The organism is Pseudomonas vancouverensis, assembly GCF_004348895.1.
Classification (GTDB): Bacteria; Pseudomonadota; Gammaproteobacteria; order Pseudomonadales; family Pseudomonadaceae; genus Aquipseudomonas; species Aquipseudomonas vancouverensis.
The window spans coordinates 87,999-110,038 of the sequence record NZ_RRZK01000017.1; the positions used below are offsets into that span (position 1 = coordinate 87,999).

Here is a 22,040-nt window from a genome sequence, read left to right on the forward strand (position 1 = left end):
ACCTATGATCGGTCGCCTGGTGGTGGTCGGTCTGGGGTTGATCGGCGGTTCGTTTGCCAAGGGTTTGCGTGAAAGCGGCGTTTGCCGTGAAGTGGTTGGGGTTGATCTCGATCCACAGTCACGCAAGCTCGCGGTTGAGTTGGGTGTGGTGGATCGCTGTGAGGACGACCTGGCCGTTGCGTGTCAGGGTGCTGATGTGATTCAGCTTGCCGTGCCGATCCTGGCCATGGAAAAAGTGCTGGCCCGCTTGGCTGGCATGAGCCTGGGGTCGGCGATCCTGACGGACGTCGGCAGTGCCAAGGGCAATGTCGTGCGCGCCGCCACCGAAGCCTTCGGCCGCATGCCGGCGAACTTTGTACCGGGGCATCCGATTGCCGGCTCTGAGCAGAGTGGGGTGGAAGCTTCCAACGCCGATCTGTTCCGGCGCCATAAAGTGATCCTGACGCCGCTTGCGCAAACCGATCCGGCTGCCCTTGCAGTGATCGATCGCTTGTGGCGCGAACTGGGCGCCGATGTCGAGCATATGCAGGTCGAGCGGCACGATGAGGTGCTGGCGGCGACCAGTCATTTGCCGCACTTGCTGGCGTTCGGCCTCGTCGACTCGTTGGCCAAGCGCAATGAAAATCTTGAGATCTTCCGTTACGCTGCGGGCGGTTTCCGCGATTTCACAAGAATCGCCGGTAGCGACCCGGTCATGTGGCACGACATCTTCCTCGCCAACCGCGAAGCTGTCCTGCGCACACTCGATACATTTCGCAGCGACCTCGACGCCTTGCGCGACGCGGTCGATGCAGGGGATGGGCACCAATTATTGGGCGTATTCACTCGCGCCCGGGTTGCCCGCGAGCATTTCAGTAAAATCCTGGCCCGCAGGGCCTATGTGGACGCTATGAATTCCAACGATCTGATTTTCCTGGCTCAACCTGGTGGCCGCCTGTCCGGTCGGATTCGCGTACCAGGTGACAAATCGATTTCCCACCGTTCGATCATGCTCGGTTCCCTGGCTGAGGGCGTCACCGAAGTCGAAGGCTTCCTCGAGGGCGAAGACGCCCTGGCGACCTTGCAGGCCTTCCGCGACATGGGCGTGGTCATTGAAGGCCCGCACCATGGCCGCGTGACCATTCACGGCGTTGGCCTGCATGGCCTGAAGCCTGCGCCAGGTCCGATCTATCTGGGTAACTCCGGCACGTCGATGCGTCTGCTGTCCGGCCTGTTGGCTGCGCAGGACTTCGACAGCACGCTGACCGGCGACGCTTCGCTGTCCAAGCGTCCGATGAATCGCGTGGCCAATCCGCTGCGGGAAATGGGCGCCGTGATCGAAACCGCCGCTGAAGGTCGTCCGCCGATGACCATTCGGGGTGGCCACAAGCTCAAAGGCCTGACCTACACCATGCCGATGGCCAGCGCCCAGGTTAAGTCCTGCCTGCTGCTGGCGGGTCTTTACGCTGAAGGCAAGACCACCGTGACCGAGCCGGCACCGACCCGTGACCACACCGAGCGCATGCTGCGCGGTTTTGGTTACCCGGTCAGCGTGAACGGCGCCACGGCGTCGGTCGAGTCCGGCAACAAGCTGACCGCGACCCACATTGAAGTGCCGGGCGACATCTCGTCGTCGGCGTTTTTCCTGGTGGCGGCATCGATCGCCGAAGGCTCGGAATTGGTTCTGGAGCACGTTGGTATCAACCCGACTCGCACCGGTGTGATCGACATCCTGCGCCTGATGGGCGCTGACATCACCCTGGAAAACCAGCGTGAAGTCGGTGGCGAACCAGTAGCCGACCTGCGCGTGCGAGCAGCTAAACTCAAGGGTATCGAGATTCCGGAAGCCTTGGTTCCACTGGCTATCGACGAGTTCCCGGTGCTGTTCGTCGCCGCCGCGTGTGCCGAAGGGCGCACCGTGCTGACCGGAGCTGAAGAGCTGCGAGTCAAGGAATCGGACCGCATCCAGGTGATGGCGGACGGTTTGCTGGCGCTGGGCGTCAAATGCGAACCAACGCCGGACGGCATCATCATCGACGGCGGCCAGATTGGCGGCGGCGAAGTGCATGGCCACGGCGATCACCGTATTGCGATGGCGTTCAGTGTTGCGTCGCTGCGCGCCACTGCACCAATCCGGATCCACGATTGCGCCAACGTCGCGACGTCGTTCCCGAACTTCCTCGCGCTGTGCGCGCAGGTCGGTATTCGTGTGGCACAAGAGGCTCAGTCGTGAACAGCATTGCACCGGTCATCACCATCGATGGGCCAAGCGGCTCTGGCAAAGGCACGGTAGCCGGGATTCTGGCCAAGCGTCTGGGCTGGAACCTGCTGGATTCCGGTGCGTTGTATCGATTGCTGGCGTTTGCTGCGCACAACCATGGCGTCGACCTGACCAATGAAGAGCTGCTGAAGAAACTGGCCGCTCATCTGGATGTTCAATTCATCGCGGCGAACGACGGTCAGTTGCAGCGCATCATTCTGGAAGGTGACGAAGTCAGCGATGTCATTCGTACCGAAAGCGTCGGTTCCGGTGCGTCCCAAGTGGCTGCACTGCCGGCTGTGCGCGAGGCGCTGCTGCAGCGCCAGCGCGCATTTCAGGAATCGCCAGGGCTGGTAGCCGACGGTCGCGACATGGGCACGGTGGTGTTTCCGGGCGCTCCGCTGAAGATTTTCCTGACCGCCAGCGCCGAAGAGCGGGCTCGTCGTCGATATTTGCAGTTGAAGGGCAAGGTCGAGGGTGTTAGTCTGTCGAGTCTGCTAGATGAGATACGTGCGCGCGATGAGCGCGACACCCAGCGAGCGGTAGCTCCGCTCAAGCCGGCGGCTGACGCCATACAGCTGGATTCCACGGAATTATCCATCGACCAGGTGCTTGAACGCATCATGAGCGAAATCGCCATTCGCGATATCGCCGGGTGACCAAGAAGGCCGCAGGGGACCAGTCATAGTCCTGCGGTGGCTTCTTTTAAATGAAACTAACCCACACTGTCTGGGGTGTGGAGATGGGCGTATTTTTCGCCCTAATCAACAGGAATTAAAATGAGCGAAAGCTTTGCGGAACTCTTTGAAGAAAGCCTAAAGACCCTGAACCTTCAGGCAGGCTCCATCATCACCGGTGTTATCGTTGATATCGATTACCAAGCTCGCTGGGTAACCGTTCACGCTGGCCTGAAGTCTGAAGCACTGATCCCGCTGGAGCAGTTCTACAACGACGCTGGCGAACTGAACATCAACGTCGGTGACGAAGTTCACGTTGCTCTGGACTCGGTTGAAGACGGCTTCGGTGAAACCAAGCTGTCCCGTGAAAAAGCCAAGCGCGCTGAATGCTGGATTGTTCTGGAAGCAGCCTTCGCAGCCGAAGAAGTGGTCAAGGGCGTTATCAACGGTAAGGTTAAAGGCGGCTTCACTGTCGACGTTAACGGCATCCGTGCGTTCCTGCCAGGTTCTCTGGTTGACGTCCGTCCAGTGCGCGACACCACGCACCTGGAAGGCAAAGAGCTGGAATTCAAGGTCATCAAGCTGGACCAGAAGCGCAACAACGTTGTCGTTTCCCGTCGTAGCGTCCTGGAAGCCGAGAACTCCGCCGAGCGCGAAGCTCTGCTGGAATCCCTGCAGGAAGGCCAACAAGTCAAAGGTATCGTCAAGAACCTCACCGATTACGGCGCATTCGTCGATCTGGGTGGCGTCGATGGCCTGCTGCACATTACCGACATGGCTTGGAAGCGCATCAAGCATCCTTCCGAAATCGTCAACGTTGGCGACGAGATCGATGTCAAGGTTCTGAAGTACGATCGCGAGCGCAATCGTGTTTCCCTGGGCCTGAAGCAACTGGGCGAAGATCCATGGGTTGCTATCAAAGCCCGTTACCCAGAAAGCACTCGCGTTACCGCGCGTGTAACCAACCTGACCGACTACGGCTGCTTCGCTGAGCTGGAAGAAGGCGTTGAAGGTCTGGTACACGTTTCCGAAATGGACTGGACCAACAAGAACATCCACCCTTCGAAAGTCGTACAAGTCGGCGACGAAGTGGAAGTTATGGTTCTGGACATCGACGAAGAGCGTCGTCGTATCTCCCTGGGCATCAAGCAGTGCAAGTCGAACCCATGGGAAGACTTCTCTGGCCAGTTCAACAAGGGCGACAAGATCTCCGGCACCATCAAGTCGATCACCGATTTCGGTATCTTCATTGGTCTGGACGGCGGCATCGACGGTCTGGTTCACCTGTCCGACATCTCCTGGAACGAAGTGGGCGAAGAAGCCGTACGCCGCTTCAAGAAGGGCGACGAGCTGGACACCGTTATCCTGTCGGTTGACCCAGAGCGCGAGCGCATCTCCCTGGGTATCAAGCAGCTGGAAAGCGATCCGTTCTCCGAGTACGTTCAAGAGAACGACAAAGGCGCTATCGTTAAGGGCATCGTGAAAGAAGTTGACGCCAAAGGCGCCATCATCACTCTGGCCGACGATATCGAAGCGACTCTGAAAGCCTCCGAAATCAGCCGTGACCGCGTTGAAGACGCGCGCAACGTTCTGAAAGAAGGCGAAGAAGTAGAAGCCAAGATCATCAGCGTTGACCGTAAGAGCCGTGTAATCCAGCTCTCGATCAAGTCGAAAGACGTTGAAGAAGAGAAGGAAGCCATCCAAAGCCTGCGCGACAAGCCGCAAGCTGGCTCCGATGCTCCAGTAGCCACCACTCTGGGTGACCTGCTGCGTGCACAAATGGAAAAGCAGAACTAAGTTCTGATTGACCAGAAAAAGGGCGACTTCGGTCGCCCTTTTTTGTGCCCGGAATTTGAGGGGGCGATAACTGTGTGTCTAACGTCGTTGCGAATTCATGAAACAAAGGCTGCTAAGTGCAGTCTGTTTCTTTAGTCGGATCAATCGCTTATTTGCAGCTAGTCTTTAGCCTGTAGCTGACGACGGCCGGGCGGCTCGCCTGGCATAAGGATGTGAATGAACAAGTTCATTGTCGCAATAGCAGTGCTGACACTGACTGGATGTACGACTAATGCCAAGACTCATGCTGTGCGTGGGGTGAGCGGTATCGAGGTCGACTGTTCGGGGCTAGGGTCGAGTTGGGAGCGCTGCCAGAAGCGCGCAGCCAAGGAGTGCGCGGGTGCAGGCTATAAGGTCATTGTCCGGTCTGACGATGCAAAAGAAGAGGATGAGTTCCCTTTTGGCTTCAATCCTGCGGGTTTCCTGACGCGCACCATGTTGGTGATTTGCAAGTGAGTGGGTGATCAAGGTGTGTCTGTTGTTGTCTGTGGAGCAGGTGTTCTGGCGCGGAGAGAAAGATGGAAGAGGTCGGGCTGTTCAAATTCATGCAGGCGTGCTAAAACCTTTGAAGCGCTGACCTAGCTGCTTGAAAAAGAAGGGAAAAATATGACGAAGTCGGAGTTGATCGAACGAATTGTCACCCATCAAGGGCTACTCTCATCCAAGGATGTAGAGCTGGCCATCAAGACCATGCTTGAGCAAATGTCCCAATGTCTGGCCACCGGTGATCGCATCGAGATCCGAGGGTTTGGCAGCTTCTCCCTGCACTACCGCGCCCCGCGCGTGGGTCGCAATCCCAAGACCGGCCAGTCTGTCAGCCTCGATGGTAAATTTGTTCCTCATTTCAAGCCGGGCAAGGAACTGCGTGACCGTGTGAATGAGGAAGAGGAGGAGGGGCTTTGATAGTCGCTATCGTTCCGGAGGTCACGCATGCGTAACCTGAAGCGCATCGTGGTCGTCGTACTCCTTCTTTTGTTGATATTGGCGATCCTGGCTTTCGTCCTCGAAAATCAGCAATCAGTTTCTCTTTTGTTCCTGGGCTGGGCTGGGCCGCAACTGCCAATTTCGCTGATTGTTGTTCTGACGTTGCTGATCGGTATGGTAATCGGGCCGGTTATCGGGTGGCTCGCGAATCGCTTGTTCAAGGCCTCGCGCAAGCGCCTTGTATGATTGTGCAGCGCCTATCGAATTTACCTTGCGACTGGTCTTTATCCGTTAGTAAAGCGCTGATTAAGCTGTAAAATGCGGCCTCACTCGAAAATGGCACTCCCCATATCGACTCTGGCCGGCATTACCCATAGCCTCGGCTGGCAATATGGTTTTCGCATTCAAGGATCAGGCTGGGCTCGAGTCGCAGCCCTGCCGGCAACTCAAGGGTATGGTTTGGCGTGAAAATTCTAGTAACCGGCGGCGCCGGATTTATCGGTTCGGCCGTTATTCGTCACATAATGGCCAATACAGTTGACTCGGTAGTTAACGTCGACAAGCTGACGTATGCCGGTAACCTAGAGTCGCTGGCCGAAGTCAGTCAAAACACACGTTATGCATTCGAGCATGTCGACATTTGCGACCGCGTTCAAATCGACCGAATCCTGCGTGAGCACCAGCCAGACGCCATCATGCATCTGGCTGCAGAGTCGCACGTTGATCGTTCGATCTCTGGGCCATCCGAATTCATTCAGACGAACATCATCGGCACGTACACCTTGCTGGAAGCTGCACGCCATTACTGGGCTGCACTGGATGATTCGCGTAAAGCCGGGTTCCGATTTCATCATATTTCGACAGATGAAGTTTACGGAGATCTCGACGGTCCTGAAGACCTTTTCACAGAAAGCACGCCGTATCAGCCAAGTTCTCCGTATTCCGCCAGTAAGGCCAGCTCAGATCATCTGGTTCGCGCCTGGAGCCGTACTTACGGATTGCCTACGCTGGTTACAAACTGCTCGAACAACTATGGTCCTTGCCACTTTCCGGAAAAGTTGATTCCGCTGATCATCCTTAATGCTCTGGAGGGCAAAGCGTTGCCTGTCTACGGCAAAGGTGACCAGGTGCGGGATTGGTTGTACGTCGAGGATCATGCTCGCGCTTTGTACAAGGTCGTCACTGAGGGTGTGGTCGGAGAGACCTACAACATTGGCGGTCACAACGAAAAGCAGAACATCGAAGTTGTCAAAACCCTGTGTGCGTTACTGGATGAGTTGCGCCCTGATTCTGCTCACTGCCCGCATGCCGATTTGATTACTTATGTTCAAGATCGTCCTGGGCATGATCAGCGATACGCGATCGATGCCAGCAAGATACAGCGCGAGCTGGGTTGGACTCCTGAAGAAACCTTCGAAAGCGGAATTCGCAAAACGGTCGAGTGGTATCTGAGCAACTCAGAATGGGTTGCTCATGTGAAAAGTGGTAGCTATCAGCAATGGCTTGAGCAGAACTATGCAAGGCGTTCGGGTAAGGCATGAAGATCCTCTTACTCGGCAAAAATGGGCAAATAGGTTGGGAACTGCAGCGCTCCCTCGCTCCGCTGGGAGAATTGATTGCACTTGAGCGTCACGCTGTCACCGGGTTAAGCGTGGATGTTGCGGACCTGACTGCTCTACGCGCAGTAATCCGGCAGATCCAACCGGATCTGATCGTCAATGCGGCGGCATATACTGCGGTCGACAAGGCAGAGTCAGATTCTGAAGCCGAGCTGGTCGATCGTGTGAATGTTCAGGCCTGTCGTGTCATGGCCGAGGAGGCGCTGTCGCTAGGTGCCTGGTTGGTACATTACTCGACCGATTATGTGTTCAATGGCCAAGGCACGGCGCAATGGCGAGAGTCCGATACGGTCAGCCCCTTGAACAGATATGGTCAGAGTAAGGCCGCCGGCGAACGCGCAATCATGCAGTCTGGCTGTAAGTATCTGATTTTTCGTACCAGTTGGGTTTATGCCACTCGGGGTAGTTGCTTTGCCAAAACCATGTTGCGCTTGGCGGCAGAGCGCGAAACGTTGACGGTTGTGGCTGATCAGATTGGTGCTCCCACTGGTGCTGACCTGGTGGCGGACGTGACTTCGCTGGCTATTCAAAAGGTAATACGGCATCCAGAGTTGGCTGGTGTTTATCATTTGAGTGCGAGCGGTCAAGTGTCCTGGTTCGAGTATGCTCGTTTCGTTATCGATTTTGCGCGAAACAACGGCGCCCAGTTTGCGGTGACATCAATCAAGCCGATAGATGCGAGAGATTATCCGGCGCCCGCACCTCGTCCATTGAACTCTCGATTGAGTACCCAGAAACTGCGAGACAGTTTTTCTTTGTACTTGCCTGATTGGCAAAGTGGCGTAACCCGAATGCTAAGGGAAGTTTTAAATAAATGAGCATGATAAATCGCAAGGGCATCATCCTCGCCGGTGGTTCAGGTACGCGACTGCACCCTTTGACCTTGGGTGTCTCGAAGCAAATGTTGCCTATCTATGATAAGCCGATGATTTTTTATCCGCTGTCCGTGCTGATGCTGGCCGGTATGCGCGAGATTTTGATCATTTCAACTCCCGAGGATCTTCCTAACTTTCGAAAGTTGCTGGGAGATGGCAGTCAATATGGAATCAAACTGAGTTATGCGGAGCAGCCAACTCCGGATGGTCTGGCTCAAGCCTTTATTATTGGCGAAGAGTTCATTGGCAAGGATCCGTGCTGCCTGATACTAGGAGACAATATTTTCTACGGCCAATTTACCGAGCACCTGCGTTCGGCCAACAATCAGGCCAGCGGTGCAACGATATTTGGCTACCACGTTTCCGATCCAGAGCGTTTTGGGGTTGTGGAGTTTGATGTGAATGGCCGGGTGCTGAGCATCGAGGAGAAACCAGCGAATCCAAAGTCCAACTACGCGGTGACGGGGCTCTACTTCTACGATAATCAGGTTGTGGATATCGCGAAAAATATTAAACCGTCTGCTCGGGGCGAGTTGGAAATAACAGATGTCAATCGTGTTTACCTGGAACAAAAGTCCCTAAAGGTGGAGATGCTCCGCCGTGGGTTTGCCTGGTTGGATACCGGCACTCACGATTCGTTGCTGGAGGCAGGGCATTTCGTTCATACCATCGAAAAGCGCCAAGGCCTCAAGGTCGCCTGTCTGGAGGAAATCGCTTACAACAGCGGTTGGATTTCTGCTGCGGAACTGTCGGCTCAGGCGAAGCGCTTCGGGAAGACGGGCTACGGTCAATACCTGGAAAAACTCTTGGACTCGCACCCTCGATAGAGCTTTGTACTACGCTGGAAGTTGATGTCGTTATGATGGCTTTCAGGAAGAGACAATTGATTGTTTTCAAATGATTTTTTGTCGCTGGTCGGTACGTGAGTTATTTATTTCCGAGCCTCCCTGTAGAATGGACGTTAGAACGGTCTGATCCTGACAGGCATTGCAACTCACTCTCAAAGGCTTCTCCTTTCTTTCCGGGTGAAGCTTTTCCGTCCAGGCAGTCTCTAGAGCTGGTGTGGGATGCGAGTGTATGGTCACGGATTAATCGATAGGGCGTGCTGAGCCAGGTTTCTTGAATTGAAATTGAATTGTTTCTCCTGCGGCCGCTTCACCAACATTTTGCAATGGTGACGATGCAGGAGTGACTGGAAACATAACTGAACCCCGATGACTGGTTGCCTCTACCAGTAGGGGATTAAGGATTTAGAGCATGGAACTGATTCCCGTAATTTTGTCTGGTGGAGTGGGCAGCCGGTTGTGGCCTGTTTCACGAGAGGCTCATCCCAAGCCGTTCATGGACCTGCCAGATGGCCAGAATCTAATCCAGAAAACCTTCCTGCGTGCGTCGCGTCTGGAGGGGGTTGTGGAAATCCTTACGGTGACCAATCGGGAGTTGCTGTTCAAGACTGAAGACGAGTACGGCGCAGTCAACAAGGCCAAACTTGCTCAAGGTTTCATCCTCGAACCCTTTGGCCGCAACACGGCAGCAGCCGTTGCCGCCGCCGCGCTTCAGCTGGAAGCCACCCATGGTCCTGATGCCCAGATGCTGGTATTGGCCGCGGACCATCTGATCCAGAATGAGCATGCCTTTGCTGCCGCTGTCGCCAATGCCATGACGCTGGCTGCCGAAGGTTGGCTGGTCACGTTCGGCATTCAGCCAACGTATCCGGAAACGGGGTTCGGCTACATCGAGGCACAAAAGAGTGCGCCATTGAATGGGGGGCTCAAGGTTGCTCGCTTCGTCGAGAAACCCGACCTCGATACCGCACAAGGTTACGTCAGTGCAGGTAACTATTACTGGAACTCCGGCATGTTCTGCTTCCGGGTCGGCACGGTTCTCGATGAGTTGCGCGAGCATGCCCCGGACGTCGTGGCCGCAGTGGCCAGGACCATCGACCAATCGCGCCTGACTTCGTCCTCGAAATATCGCTGTCTGGCATTGAATGCTGACGCGTTCGCCGAAGTACCTGACATTTCCATCGATTACGCACTGATGGAACGTTCGTCCAAGGTGGCAACCATCCCGTGTGATATCGGTTGGAGTGATATCGGTTCGTGGAATGCTGTCAGCGAACTGACCCAGCCTGATGAGAACGGTAACCGCTTTGAAGGGGAAGTGCTGTCCCACGGATCCCGTAACAACTACGTGAACAGCGAAGGTCGGTTGACCGCACTGGTTGGTGTCGAAGACCTGCTGGTGATCGATACCCCTGATGCCGTGATGATCGCCCACAAGGATCACGCTCAGGACGTGAAGCACATCGTCAACCAATTGAAGGCTTGCAGCCATACGGTGCATCTGCTGCATCGCACAGTGCATCGCCCATGGGGTACCTACACGACACTTGAAAACGGCGAGCGCTTCAAGATCAAGCGCATCGTCGTCAAGCCTAAGGCGTCTTTGTCCCTGCAGATGCACCATCATCGCAGTGAGCACTGGATCGTTGTCAGTGGCACGGCGGTGGTCATCAACGACAAGCAGGAGCTGATGCTGCACACCAATGAGTCCACCTTTATCCGTGCAGGTCATCAGCATCGTCTGATGAACCCAGGGGTCATAGACCTGGTGCTCATTGAAGTGCAGAGTGGCGACTATCTCGGCGAGGACGATATCGTGCGCTTCGAAGACAATTACGGTCGAACCGACAAGTAACGGTTGCCCGGCCATCGCAAGCCGGGTCGGTGGGAGTGTTCACTGACCTGGCTTCTTTGTATGTTGCCAAGGGAACCTCTCGATCCGGTCGCTTAATTGGTGGTCTGCTTCGATTTCACCTCACATACCTCAGCAAGAGAGCGGTATGAACACCCCTATAAAAACTCAGTGTTTCAAAGCCTATGACATTCGTGGCCAAGTGCCTTCCGATCTCAACGAAGAAGTCGCCTACCGTATAGGCCGCGCCATGGTTGCCGAGCTTCACGCCAAGCACATTGTGCTGGGGCGGGACATGCGGCTCGAAAGCCCGATGCTGGCTGAGGCAATGACTCGCGGATTGCGAGAAGCGGGTGCCAACGTCATCGATATCGGCTTGTGTGGCACAGAAGAGGTCTACTTTGCGACAAGCGCGTTTGCAGCGGATGGCGGCGTGATGATCACCGCCAGCCACAATCCCAAGGGCTACAACGGGATGAAGCTGGTGAAGTCCGAATCGCGTCCGATCAGTGGTGATACGGGGCTCAATGCGATACGCGACAGGGTGGAGAGTGGGGACTTGGGGCCGTTGGCGTCCAATCCCGGGCAGGTTCGATTCGAGCTGGACAAGACCCGCTACATCGAGCATTTGCTGACCTACGTCGATATCGCTGATTTGAAGCCGCTGAAAATTCTCGCGGACCCGGGCAATGGTGCGGCCGGCCCGGTACTGCAGGAGTTGATAGGCAAGCTGCCGTTCGAATGGATCATCATCAATGGCGAACCTGACGGCAACTTCCCGAATGGTGTCCCCAATCCGCTGCTCCCGGAGAACCGCAGTCTGACCCGGCAAGCGCTGTTGGAAAACGGCTGCGATTTGGGTCTGGCCTGGGATGGTGACTTCGATCGGTGCTTCTTCTTTGACCAGGAAGGCCGTTTTATCGAGGGTTACTACCTGGTCGGCCTGCTGGCCGAGATGTTGCTCAAGCAGAACCCGGGCGCCAAGATCATCCATGATCCAAGATTGACCTGGAACACGATCGACCAGGTTCGTTTGGCGGGCGGCGTTTCAGTACAATGCAAAACCGGGCACGCCTTCATAAAGGAATGCATGCGTCTGGAGGATGCGATCTACGGCGGTGAGATGAGTGCGCACCATTATTTCCGGGATTTCGCCTACTGTGATAGCGGCATGATCCCTTGGCTACTGGTGACGGCCTTGATGTCCGTCTCGGGTAAAAAGCTGTCGCAACTGGTTGATGAGCGCATTGAAGCCTATCCGTGCAGTGGTGAGATCAACTACCGGGTCAGCGACGTTGCTGCTGCACTGGAGTCCGTCTTGAAGCACTACCTGCCTCAGGCGCCCCACCTTGATCAAACAGACGGGATTGGTCTGGATTTTCCTGACTGGCGATTCAATCTTCGCGGCTCAAATACCGAGCCACTGCTGAGGCTGAATGTGGAAAGCAGAAGAGATCCGGCTCTGGTCGCGTTGAAGGTTAAAGAAATTGAGGGACTGCTGAACAGTAAATATATGGAATGAAAAAAGACGGTCTCACTTCCAGTTGGAAGGTGAGGGCAGCGAATAGTTGACTCTCCGATAGAGACTTACTGTTCAATTGATTAATTTAAATTGGTGAAAACATGAGCGAAAAGAAAGTAGCGTTGATTACGGGTATTACGGGGCAAGATGGTGCTTACCTGGCTGAGTTCCTGCTCAAAAAAGGTTATTCGGTGCACGGCATCAAGCGTCGTGCCTCTTTGTTCAATACTCACCGTATTGATCACCTGTACCACGACCCGCACAACCAAGGCTATGATCTCAAGCTTCATTACGGCGACCTGACCGATTCGAGCAGCCTGATTCGCATCGTGCAGGAAGTACAACCGGACGAAGTCTACAACCTCGGCGCGCAGAGCCACGTTGCCGTTTCCTTCGAATCGCCGGAATACACCGCTGACACGGATGCCATGGGTACATTGCGTATCCTTGAAGCCATCCGCATCGCCGGTCTTGAAAAGAAGACCAAGTTCTATCAGGCCTCCACCTCCGAACTGTACGGTCTGGTTCAGGAAATTCCTCAGAAAGAAACCACGCCTTTCTACCCGCGCTCCCCGTATGCCGTTGCCAAGATGTACGCCTACTGGATCACCGTGAACTATCGCGAATCCTATGGCATGTACGCCTGCAACGGCATTCTCTTCAACCACGAATCGCCGATCCGTGGTGAAACCTTCGTAACCCGCAAGATCACCCGCGCCTTGGCACGTATCAAGGTCGGACTGCAGGATTGCCTGTACCTCGGCAACATGGATGCCCTGCGTGACTGGGGTCATGCCCGTGATTACGTGGAAATGCAATGGCTCATGCTGCAGCAGGAAACCCCGGAAGACTTCGTGATCGCGACCGGCGAACAACATTCTGTTCGTGAATTTGTTGAAGTTGCAGCCAATGAGGCCGGCATCAAGATCCGTTGGGAAGGCAAGGGTGTAGACGAGAAGGGTTACGACGTCGAAACCAACCAATGCATCGTGGCTGTCGACCCACGCTATTTCCGTCCTGCCGAAGTAGAGACACTGTTGGGTGACCCAAGCAAGGCCAAGGCCAAATTGGGTTGGGTACCACGCACCACCTTCGCCGAGCTGGTAGAAGAAATGATGCGTGAAGACCTGAGTGAAGCCAAACGCGACAAGCTGGTCGCGGAACATGGCTTTAAATACTTCAAAGGCCAGGAATAAAGGGGGCTGGGATGATTCCGGTATATCAGCCCTTCCTGGGCGGTCGCGAAAAGGAATACGTAAACCAGTGTCTGGATTCGACCTGGATTTCTTCTCGCGGAGAGTTTATTTCTCGCTTTGAGAGCGAGTTTGCCCAGTACATCGGCGCAGATCACGCGACCACGGTGAGCAACGGCACCGTTGCCCTTCACCTGGCAATGGCCGCTCTGGGCCTGGGTCCTGGCGATGAAGTGATTGTTCCGACGCTGACTTACGTGGCATCGGTCAACACCATCATGCAGACCGGGGCGAGCGTCGTTTACGCCGAATCCCTGGCGGACACATGGAACGTCAGCGTTTCGGATATCCGCAGCCGAATCACGCCGAAAACCAAGGCCGTCATGGTCGTGCACCTGTACGGCCTGAGCTGTGACATGGATGCGGTTGTCGCACTCTGCAAAGAACACGATCTGCTGCTGATCGAAGACTGTGCAGAGGCATTCGGTTCCTTGTACAAGAACCAGCATGTCGGCACTTTTGGCGATGTCGCTACCTTCAGTTTCTTCGGGAACAAGACCATTACCACCGGTGAGGGTGGGATGGTGGTTTGCAAAAACAAGGACATCCACGAAAGAGCCTGCCATCTCAAAAGCCAGGGCGTCTCCAAGACCCGTGAGTACTGGCATGACGAGTTGGCCTACAACTATCGGATGACCAACATCTGCGCAGCCATTGGCCTGGCCCAACTGGAACGCGCTGACGAGATTATCGCGCTGAAACGTCAGGTAGCCGATTGGTACCGCGAAGCGCTGGAAGGCCTTCCGTTGCAAATGCATGCCGAACAACCAGGTACACGCCACTCGTACTGGATGTGCTCGGTGTTGCTGGATGACGCTGAACAGCGCCAACCACTGCGTGATCATCTCAAGAGCAAGGGCATTGAGACACGTCCGCTGTTCGCACCGGCGAACACCATGCCACATTGCAAGACGGACCAGACCTTCCCGGTCGCGCAGGACCTCAGCTCGCGAGGGATGAACCTTCCGAGCTACCCGACGCTGACCCGGGAGCAGGTGCAGCAAGTAGTAGAAGAAATCAGGGCATACTTTTCTGCCTGATTTAATAGTGATCCGGGGGAAATGAACAACCCTGGACATCTTCAAGTGCAACGCCAGGATCGTCTGGCGTTGTAACTAAAAATCCAGAGGAAGTAATGATTTCGTATTTTTCCCGCGTTTGGGGGACCCGGTATTTTTGGGTACACCTTGCTTTATCCGATCTGCGTTCGCGTTGGAGGCGATCTTTTTTCGGCGTTATGTGGTCAATCATGCAGCCACTTGGGCTGACGCTGCTATTAAGTTTGGTGTTTAGTAAAATATTTAACGCGGATATAGTGACTTATGCGCCCTATGTACTATCGGGCATTATTGTGTGGGACTATATCTCTGCGAACACGGTCGGTGGTTCTTTATCTTTCGTTCAAGCGGATGCTTATATCAAGCAATGTAATCACCCGTTAGCCATCTACACACTTCGTACGGTGGTGGGCAGCTCGATCGTACTCATGCTTGCAAGTATTTCGTTATATTTGTGGGTGTTGGTGGTGATGCCGCAAAATTTTGGTTGGAGTTGGTTGGCCACCCTCACGATCTTTCCAGTTTTGGCGATGATAGCTTGGCCGGTGTCAACTATTCTTGCTTACTTTAGCACCCGTTTTCGAGACATTCCTCATGCACTTGGACTCGTCATGCAAGCGCTTTGGTTTGTATCGCCAGTGTATTTTGAAGCCAAGATGTTCCAAAACGGTGGGCTTCACGCTCTAATTGATTACAACCCTATCTATCATATCCTCCAAATTATCCGGGCTCCCTTGTTGCAGGGGCAATGGCCGACTCTTGAAAATTATACTTTCAGTTTGGGCACTGCGCTGTTCTTTGCCGTGATCGCAATCATGGTGGGCAAGAAATCTGAGCGTAAAGTGATTTTTTATCTATGAAAAACAATCGAATTTCACTAAATGGCGTCAATCTTCACTACGCGGCAGTAGCCTACAAGGACAGATCGGTAAAGTCGTTGATGGCCGGGCTCTTGCGCAAACGTGCACAAAACACTGGAGTTGTCGACATACACGCACTTAAGGATGTGAGTGTCGAGATAGTCAGTGGCGAACGTGTTGGCTTGCTCGGGCATAACGGCGCGGGTAAAAGCACTTTTCTCAAAACTGTTGCAGGTCTATACCCTATCTCCAGCGGCAAGTTGAAGGTGGTTGGGCAGGTTCGTTCCTTATTCGATTTGAGCCTAGGCTTTGAACCAGATGCTACAGGCCGGGAAAATATTCTCTACCGCGGCTTGCTTCTTGGTCTGACGCCGAGCTTCATGCGTGCGAAAGAGGCTGAGATCGTTGAGTTTGCAGGGTTGGGTGAGTTCATTGATTACCCGATAAAGACCTACTCCGCAGGTATGCAGGTTAGGCTAGCCTTTGCAATTTCTACAACTGTTGGCGGCGATGTACTATTGCTTGATGAAGTCATTGGAGCCGGTGATGCGAACTTCATGGCTAAAGCCAAAGCACGCATAAGCAGTCTTATTGAACAAGCGGAGATCTTGGTTCTCGCTTCTCACGACCTGGGAGCATTGCGGTCGATCTGCACCCGCGGGCTCGTGTTTCACCATGGCAAATTGATGTTTGACGGCAATATTGAGGCGGCCATTGCTGAATACGCATCTATTAATGGATTAAATAATGTCGGATAAACCATTGCGCGTCATGTGGCTTCTCAATCATGGGGCCGCACGTAAATTCGAGATCCCGATGCTTAAAGCAATGGGTATCAATGAAATATTCCTTCCTAAATCTTTTCCACAGGAAATCGGATTTCGCTCGGCGAGCATTGATTATTCTGAAGACGATAATCTAACAATTCCGCGTGAAGAGTTAGAGATATTGAATGCGCAGAATTGGTATAAAACGCCTACGAAAGAGGCTTGGGCGATAGCCAATAAGCATTTTGATATTTGCTTTTTTATATGCCAGTCCTTGGGCTTTATGAGTGAAGTGTCCCGCTCATTCCAAGGGGCGGCTATTTGGCGCGCGTATGGTCAGCCTATTGACGTTAACTATTCGGTTGTCGTCAGGGCCATGATGCATGGCAGTCAATCGGTTCAACGACTGGGCCGGCGACTTTGGTTCGGGATTGCTTATGAACACCTCGCAGACGTCGAACCTTTATATCTTCAGCGGCGCAAGGTTTTCTTACCGTTAGGGTTAAGTAACTGCAGTATCAACGATAAGTGGATGGGGCGTGAAAAGGTCATCTTTTTTGTTTGCCCTGACATAGGCCCAAGCAGTTACTACGGTCAAATCTATAGCGAGTTTAAACGCGATTTTGGTGATTTTCCCTATAAAGTCGGTGGCGCACAACCTATCGAAGTCGACGATCCCAATGTATTGGGTTTTGTGACAAACGAAGAGCATGATAGAAACATGAGAGAGTGTCGGCTTATGTTCTACCATTCTCGTGAGCCGAATCATATTCACTATCACCCTTATGAGGCGATAAGGGTTGGTATGCCTCTGGTGTTTATGTCCGGAGGCATTTTAGATCGCATGGGAGGCATTGGGCTCCCTGGCAGGTGTCAAACAATCGCCGAGGCTAAAGAAAAGATTCGGAGGATTCTGAATGACGATGCCGATCTAATCCGTCGGATCCGTGAAACGCAAACAGTCATGCTTGGGCCCATGCATGCTGATCGCTGCGTGGATGCGTGGCGTATAGGGATGGATAAAGTAATATCGGATCTGGCCCTTATTCGTTTGGAAAAACGACCGCTTCCGATCAAGAGAAAAAAGATTGCTGTCATTGTTCCTGTCGAGTATCGAGGTGGAAGCCTTAGAGGTGCGAAACTCGTAGCCCAAGCCATCTACTCTGGTAGCCGGCGTTGGGAAGAGCCTGTGGACGTTGTAATACTCCACTTGGAATCCGCTAATAGTTACCAAAATGAGGACTTTGAAGATATAAGTCCCGAAATCCAACTTCGATCGTTCAGTTGGGAAAGCATGGATCACCCCAGAGCTCGACGTGCAATGAGATATGCCGGGCATGATGGTTGGGAACCTACTTACAATAAATACCTGGTCGTCAATGATGGTATTAAACAATTATTGGACTGTGATGCGTGGGTAGTGGTTTCTGATCGAGTGGCCGCACCACTGTTACCTCTTAAGCCGTGTTTGTTCGTGGTGTATGATTATCTTCAGCGATATGAGGGTAAATCTACGATACGGGACAGCTCCTTCATTGATGCCGTTCGATTGGCGCAGAAAGTGATTGTTACTACTGAGTTTACTCGGAGTGATGTAATTCAATATGCCGGTGTGGATCATGAGCTTGTTGTAAAGTTGCCGATGCTGACAACCGATTTTTCAAATGAAAAACTAGGTGTGGTTCCACGACGCTCGGATATTAATCCATATTTTGTCTGGACTACAAATGCAGCGCAACATAAAAATCATGAAAACTCTTTAAGGGCGCTCAGTTTTTATTATGACAGTCTGGACGGAAAAATGGATTGTTATGTTACGGGTGTTAATACTAAAGATCTGCTGAGAAGTGAAGCGCGCCACTTGCAGGGGTCAATAAAGCTATTTGAGTCGAGTGAGACGCTACATAAGAAAGTTCACTGGTTGGGCGAACTGCCTGATTTCGAATATCGAACTACTTTAGGGAACGCTGCTTTTCTGTGGCATACCGCTAAAATCGATAATGGAACATTCAGTGCGGTGGAGGCGGCCTACTTGAGCGTTCCGACGTTAAGCAGCGATTACCCCGCAATGCGAGAAATGGATGAGCAGTTTGCGTTAAATTTGATGTGGATGAACTCAGGCGATTATAAAGAGATGGGTCGCAAACTGAAAGAAATGGAGATGACACATCTCTCCAGGGCTTCGACGTTACCAAATGTTGAAAGTTTGAGTGAGCAGCATGTGGATGAACTCAGTGCCGAGTACTGGGAAGTGATCAGGGAATGCCTATGAAATACTACGGAATATATTTGGCATATGCCCCTAGTCTTGATTTGAGGCATGAGGGATTAGGACGCTACCTGGCGGCCTTTGTAAAAGGTGCATCGCTGCGAGAAGACGTCAGGTTTGTCCTGGTCTGCCCCAGTTGGTCGAGACAAGGCATAGCCGAGCTATTTGCTAGCGAGGGCATTCCCGAGGAAAAACTTGAGATTGTCAGCCCTGCGAAGAAACCATTAGTTCTGCGGGTTTACGAAGCTTATCTTGAGCGTAAAAAGAGAAATAATAAATCTAGATTAGTTCAATGGATGAACACTAAGATTGCTAAGTTTAAGACGGCTCTGAGCAATCATGTTGAGCATCGTTTGGTCGCTACTCAAAGCGTTCTTGATGTCTTGTGGCTACTTGTTGAGGGGCTGGCCGCTCTAGCTGTAATTGCAATAATTAGCCCTGTCATTATTGCTATCCTGTTTGGGTTTGGGTTGGTAAAAGCTCCAAAGATTGCTCGACGGGTTCTACGTCGAGTTTTTAGACGTTTCGGTGTTGTATCGTCTAGGGTTGGGGTGGCCGTAGAAGAACCGAAAGATGATGCTTTTGTCTTGCGACTTTATAAGCGCATGGAAAGCATAGAGTCCGAAAAAATGCTGAAGCTGATAAATGCTCAGAAAAAAGTTAAGGCATGGTATAGCCCGACGGCATTCTGGCCGGAATTCAACAAGATTTCAGCGCCTCGGCTGATGTGCGTTCCTGATGTTGTCCTTTCGGATTTTCCTGTCGAGTTTTCTGCACTAGGCGGAGATCGATACATGCAGACTTTTGAGTCTGTTCGTCGTGCGATTCAAACTGGGCAAAACTTCATAACCTACAGCGAGGCTATTAAGTGGGAGACCTTGGTTGATCAGTATTCTGTAAAGCCTTCTGATGTTACGGTAATTCACCATGCGCCTAATATGTTGCACAAATGGGTGACAACTCGCGGCTTCGCGGACTTGGTAGAGACATCCAAGAATTATTGCTGGGTTCTGCTGTCTTCCGCTATGAGGAAATCCAGCAATCGGCACTATGCATCGGGCTTTAAAAACTCAAGTTTCAAATTTATGTTCTATGCGAGTCAATTTCGCCCAAATAAAAATCTACTGATGCTTTTGAAAGCCTATGAATATTTGTTAAGAAATAGGTTTTTGTCGCACAAGCTGATATTGACTGGAGACTCCAGCAAGTTTCCCGTGGTCAAGAAGTTCATAGCTGAACATGGCTTGCAGAATGATGTGCTATGTCTGCACGGATTAAGCATCCAGGAGTTGGCAGCATGCTATAAGTTAGCGGATCTGGCAGTTAACCCGAGTTTAAGTGAGGGTGGATGTCCTTTCACCTTTACCGAAGCGTTGTCAGTTGACACTCCAGTCGTCATGGCGCGAATCCCGGTTACTGAAGAAATTCTCAATCAGCCTGAAATTCAAGATACGACATTTTTTGATCCCTATGATTGGGAGGACATGGCGCGTCGAATTGAGTGGGCGCTTTTGCATCGAGAAGAACTTCTTGTCCAGCAGAAAGCCATCTACGAGCGATTGATTCAACGCACCTGGACGGATGTCGTAAACGAACACATTACGGTACTTGACGCCATTTCAGCAGAGGCGGGTAACCCTTCAGAGGTTCATTCATGAGTCCTGTCGCAGGGATACTTATTTTGGGGTTCGGGGGCCATGCTCGAAGTGTAGCTGATGTAGCCCTTGCCTCTGGAATAACGCAACTTAGTTTTGTCGACAGTAATGCGAGGCCTAACGAAGCGTTTCTTTCCTTTCCTGTCAAGTCGGCCTTGGACTTTGAGCTGCCCTCGGACTGGGTTGTCTTCCCTGCGGCTGGAGACAATCAGAAGCGCCTGGAGCAATGTGACTGGGCCACTCAGCAGGGATTGCGCTTGGGTACGCTTATTTCTCCCTACGCGACTGTTGGCGTTGGAGCCCAGGTTGGTGAGGGTAGTTTCATAGCCCATCACGCCCATATAGGACCTATGGCTAAAGTCGGGCGCGGCTGTATTATCAATACTGGGGCCATTGTTGAGCACGAGTGCACAGTGGGCCAATACACTCATGTTTCCGTTGGCGCGGTAATCGCAGGGCGCAGTCGTATTGGCGAGTGCTGTTTCTTGGGGGCAGGTTCAACGGTAATCGACGGTCTGCAGGTGGCCGACCATGTCGTACTCGGAGCAGGCGCATGCGCCCACCGAAACCTGGAGATCGCTGGTACGTATGTGGGCGTTCCAGCAAAGATGCTGGGAGACAAGCATTGAAAGTCCTGCACTTTTTCAAGACGTATTATCCCGACACGATGGGTGGTATAGAACAGGTTATCTTTCAGCTTGCTGAGGGAGGCATCCAACAGGGTATCGAGGCTGAAGTTTTGTACCTTAGCCCCCGTGGTGCAATGCGCAATGAAAAACTCGCAAACCATGTTACGCACCGCTCCTATGAAAATTTTCAATTTGCGTCTACCGGATTTTCCATCGGGGCATTCAGAGATTTTGCCGAATTAGCCGAACAAGCCGATATAATTCATTACCATTTTCCTTGGCCTTTCATGGATATGGTGCACTTTCTAACAAAGGTCAAGAAACCCATCGTTGTCACGTATCACTCTGATATCGTCAAGCAGAAACTATTGCTTAAACTTTATTCCCCTCTTCTACATGCCTTTCTTCGAAATGCTGATGTTATTGTTGCTTCCTCTCCGAACTATGTTGAAAGTAGTGAGGTTCTGCAGAAGTACAAAGACAAGGTTAAAGTTGTTCCTATTGGAGTGGATAGAAATACGTACCCCGAGGTGAGCGCGGCCATAGCAGCCAAATGGCGAGAGAAACTGGGGGACCGTTTTTTTCTCTTTGTTGGCGCGCTTCGCTATTACAAAGGTCTTGATTTCTTGCTCGAGGCTGCCCGGAAAACCCAATTGCCAGTAGTTATCATGGGCAAAGGCCCGATGGAAAGTGATCTGAAACTAAAGGCAAAAGATGCTGGTTTAAGTAATGTCTTTTTTGTTGGTGCGTTGCCTGATAGTGATAAGGCGGCGTTGATGAGTCTATGTTTTGCTTTGGTGTTTCCCTCTCATCTCAGATCGGAAGCCTTCGGGATAACGCTTCTTGAAGGGGCAATGTATGGAAAACCACTTATTTCGTGTGAAATTGGAACTGGCACGACATATATAAATATAGATCATGAAACTGGGTTGGTGATTCCCCCTCGTGATGCCGACGCACTAGCAAATGCAATGCGAAAACTCTGGGAAAGTCCAACGTTGGCTGCTCAATTTGGAGAATCGAGTCAGAGGCGTTACCAGCGACTATTTCAAGCTGATACTATGGTTGGCGCATATTTGAATATATATAAAGATTTGATACCCAAGTGAGTAATGCGTTAGCTGAATGTGATTTAGCCGGCTAAATGATTTTGCTCATGA

The 22,040-nt window shown here is 52.5% G+C and carries 19 protein-coding genes; all 19 read left to right on the plus strand.

What is annotated here, in order from left to right; all coding sequences use genetic code 11:
- Positions 1 to 4 precede the first annotated feature (4 nt).
- The 19 genes from EIY72_RS13415 to EIY72_RS13505 all read left to right on the plus strand — a co-directional run bounded on the left by EIY72_RS13415 (position 5) and on the right by EIY72_RS13505 (position 21,989).
- Positions 5 to 2,212 (plus strand): bifunctional prephenate dehydrogenase/3-phosphoshikimate 1-carboxyvinyltransferase, encoded by a 2,208-nt coding sequence (locus EIY72_RS13415; RefSeq protein WP_231985587.1) that lies wholly within the window; start codon positions 5 to 7, stop codon positions 2,210 to 2,212.
- Positions 2,209 to 2,898, plus strand: coding sequence for a (d)CMP kinase (gene cmk, locus EIY72_RS13420; RefSeq protein WP_093216310.1), 690 nt, complete (start codon positions 2,209 to 2,211; stop codon positions 2,896 to 2,898). The genes EIY72_RS13415 and cmk overlap by 4 nt, the downstream gene beginning before the upstream one ends.
- Before the next feature lie 120 nt (positions 2,899 to 3,018).
- Positions 3,019 to 4,713 carry a 30S ribosomal protein S1 gene (gene rpsA / locus EIY72_RS13425; RefSeq protein ID WP_093216314.1) on the plus strand — a complete coding sequence of 565 codons (1,695 nt, stop codon included), beginning with the start codon at positions 3,019 to 3,021 and terminating at the stop codon, positions 4,711 to 4,713.
- Between the two features lie 216 nt (positions 4,714 to 4,929).
- The gene (locus EIY72_RS13430) at positions 4,930 to 5,208 is read left to right on the plus strand and encodes a hypothetical protein (protein ID WP_093216319.1); all 279 of its coding nucleotides are present in this window, start codon (positions 4,930 to 4,932) and stop codon (positions 5,206 to 5,208) included.
- 150 nt (positions 5,209 to 5,358) lie between these two features.
- On the plus strand, positions 5,359 to 5,655 hold the full coding sequence (gene ihfB / locus EIY72_RS13435) for an integration host factor subunit beta (protein WP_007899751.1): 297 nt from the start codon (positions 5,359 to 5,361) through the stop codon (positions 5,653 to 5,655).
- A gap of 27 nt (positions 5,656 to 5,682) precedes the next feature.
- Positions 5,683 to 5,922, plus strand: a complete 240-nt coding sequence (locus tag EIY72_RS13440) for a LapA family protein (protein WP_093216324.1) — start codon at positions 5,683 to 5,685, stop codon at positions 5,920 to 5,922.
- 218 nt (positions 5,923 to 6,140) lie between these two features.
- A complete protein-coding gene (rfbB, locus tag EIY72_RS13445) occupies positions 6,141 to 7,217 on the plus strand; it encodes a dTDP-glucose 4,6-dehydratase (protein ID WP_093216328.1) in 1,077 nt (358 codons plus the stop codon).
- Complete coding sequence (gene rfbD / locus EIY72_RS13450; RefSeq protein ID WP_093216333.1) at positions 7,214 to 8,113, plus strand: dTDP-4-dehydrorhamnose reductase; 900 nt, start codon at positions 7,214 to 7,216, stop codon at positions 8,111 to 8,113. Before rfbB ends, rfbD begins: the two co-directional genes overlap by 4 nt.
- Positions 8,110 to 8,997 carry a glucose-1-phosphate thymidylyltransferase RfbA gene (gene rfbA, locus EIY72_RS13455; protein WP_093216338.1) on the plus strand — a complete coding sequence of 296 codons (888 nt, stop codon included), beginning with the start codon at positions 8,110 to 8,112 and terminating at the stop codon, positions 8,995 to 8,997. Before rfbD ends, rfbA begins: the two co-directional genes overlap by 4 nt.
- Before the next feature lie 430 nt (positions 8,998 to 9,427).
- On the plus strand, positions 9,428 to 10,870 hold the full coding sequence (locus EIY72_RS13460; protein WP_093216341.1) for a mannose-1-phosphate guanylyltransferase/mannose-6-phosphate isomerase: 1,443 nt from the start codon (positions 9,428 to 9,430) through the stop codon (positions 10,868 to 10,870).
- Positions 10,871 to 11,015: 145 nt separating this feature from the next.
- Entirely contained in the window at positions 11,016 to 12,389 is a 1,374-nt protein-coding gene (locus tag EIY72_RS13465; RefSeq protein WP_093216346.1) for a phosphohexomutase domain-containing protein, read from the plus strand.
- 101 nt (positions 12,390 to 12,490) lie between these two features.
- Entirely contained in the window at positions 12,491 to 13,585 is a 1,095-nt protein-coding gene (gmd, locus tag EIY72_RS13470) for a GDP-mannose 4,6-dehydratase (RefSeq protein ID WP_093216350.1), read from the plus strand.
- 11 nt (positions 13,586 to 13,596) lie between these two features.
- Positions 13,597 to 14,682, plus strand: a complete 1,086-nt coding sequence (locus tag EIY72_RS13475; protein ID WP_093216355.1) for a DegT/DnrJ/EryC1/StrS family aminotransferase — start codon at positions 13,597 to 13,599, stop codon at positions 14,680 to 14,682.
- Between the two features lie 95 nt (positions 14,683 to 14,777).
- Positions 14,778 to 15,560 (plus strand): ABC transporter permease, encoded by a 783-nt coding sequence (locus EIY72_RS13480; RefSeq protein ID WP_093216359.1) that lies wholly within the window; start codon positions 14,778 to 14,780, stop codon positions 15,558 to 15,560.
- The gene (locus tag EIY72_RS13485; protein WP_093216364.1) at positions 15,557 to 16,318 is read left to right on the plus strand and encodes an ABC transporter ATP-binding protein; all 762 of its coding nucleotides are present in this window, start codon (positions 15,557 to 15,559) and stop codon (positions 16,316 to 16,318) included. The genes EIY72_RS13480 and EIY72_RS13485 overlap by 4 nt, the downstream gene beginning before the upstream one ends.
- Complete coding sequence (locus EIY72_RS13490) at positions 16,308 to 18,599, plus strand: glycosyltransferase family protein (protein WP_093216369.1); 2,292 nt, start codon at positions 16,308 to 16,310, stop codon at positions 18,597 to 18,599. The genes EIY72_RS13485 and EIY72_RS13490 overlap by 11 nt, the downstream gene beginning before the upstream one ends.
- The gene (locus EIY72_RS13495; RefSeq protein ID WP_231985525.1) at positions 18,596 to 20,254 is read left to right on the plus strand and encodes a glycosyltransferase; all 1,659 of its coding nucleotides are present in this window, start codon (positions 18,596 to 18,598) and stop codon (positions 20,252 to 20,254) included. Before EIY72_RS13490 ends, EIY72_RS13495 begins: the two co-directional genes overlap by 4 nt.
- Positions 20,251 to 20,880: an acetyltransferase gene (locus EIY72_RS13500; protein ID WP_093216379.1), complete on the plus strand. Its 630-nt coding sequence runs from the start codon at positions 20,251 to 20,253 to the stop codon at positions 20,878 to 20,880. Before EIY72_RS13495 ends, EIY72_RS13500 begins: the two co-directional genes overlap by 4 nt.
- Positions 20,877 to 21,989 carry a glycosyltransferase family 4 protein gene (locus EIY72_RS13505; RefSeq protein WP_093216383.1) on the plus strand — a complete coding sequence of 371 codons (1,113 nt, stop codon included), beginning with the start codon at positions 20,877 to 20,879 and terminating at the stop codon, positions 21,987 to 21,989. The genes EIY72_RS13500 and EIY72_RS13505 overlap by 4 nt, the downstream gene beginning before the upstream one ends.
- The last annotated feature ends 51 nt before the right edge of the window (positions 21,990 to 22,040 follow it).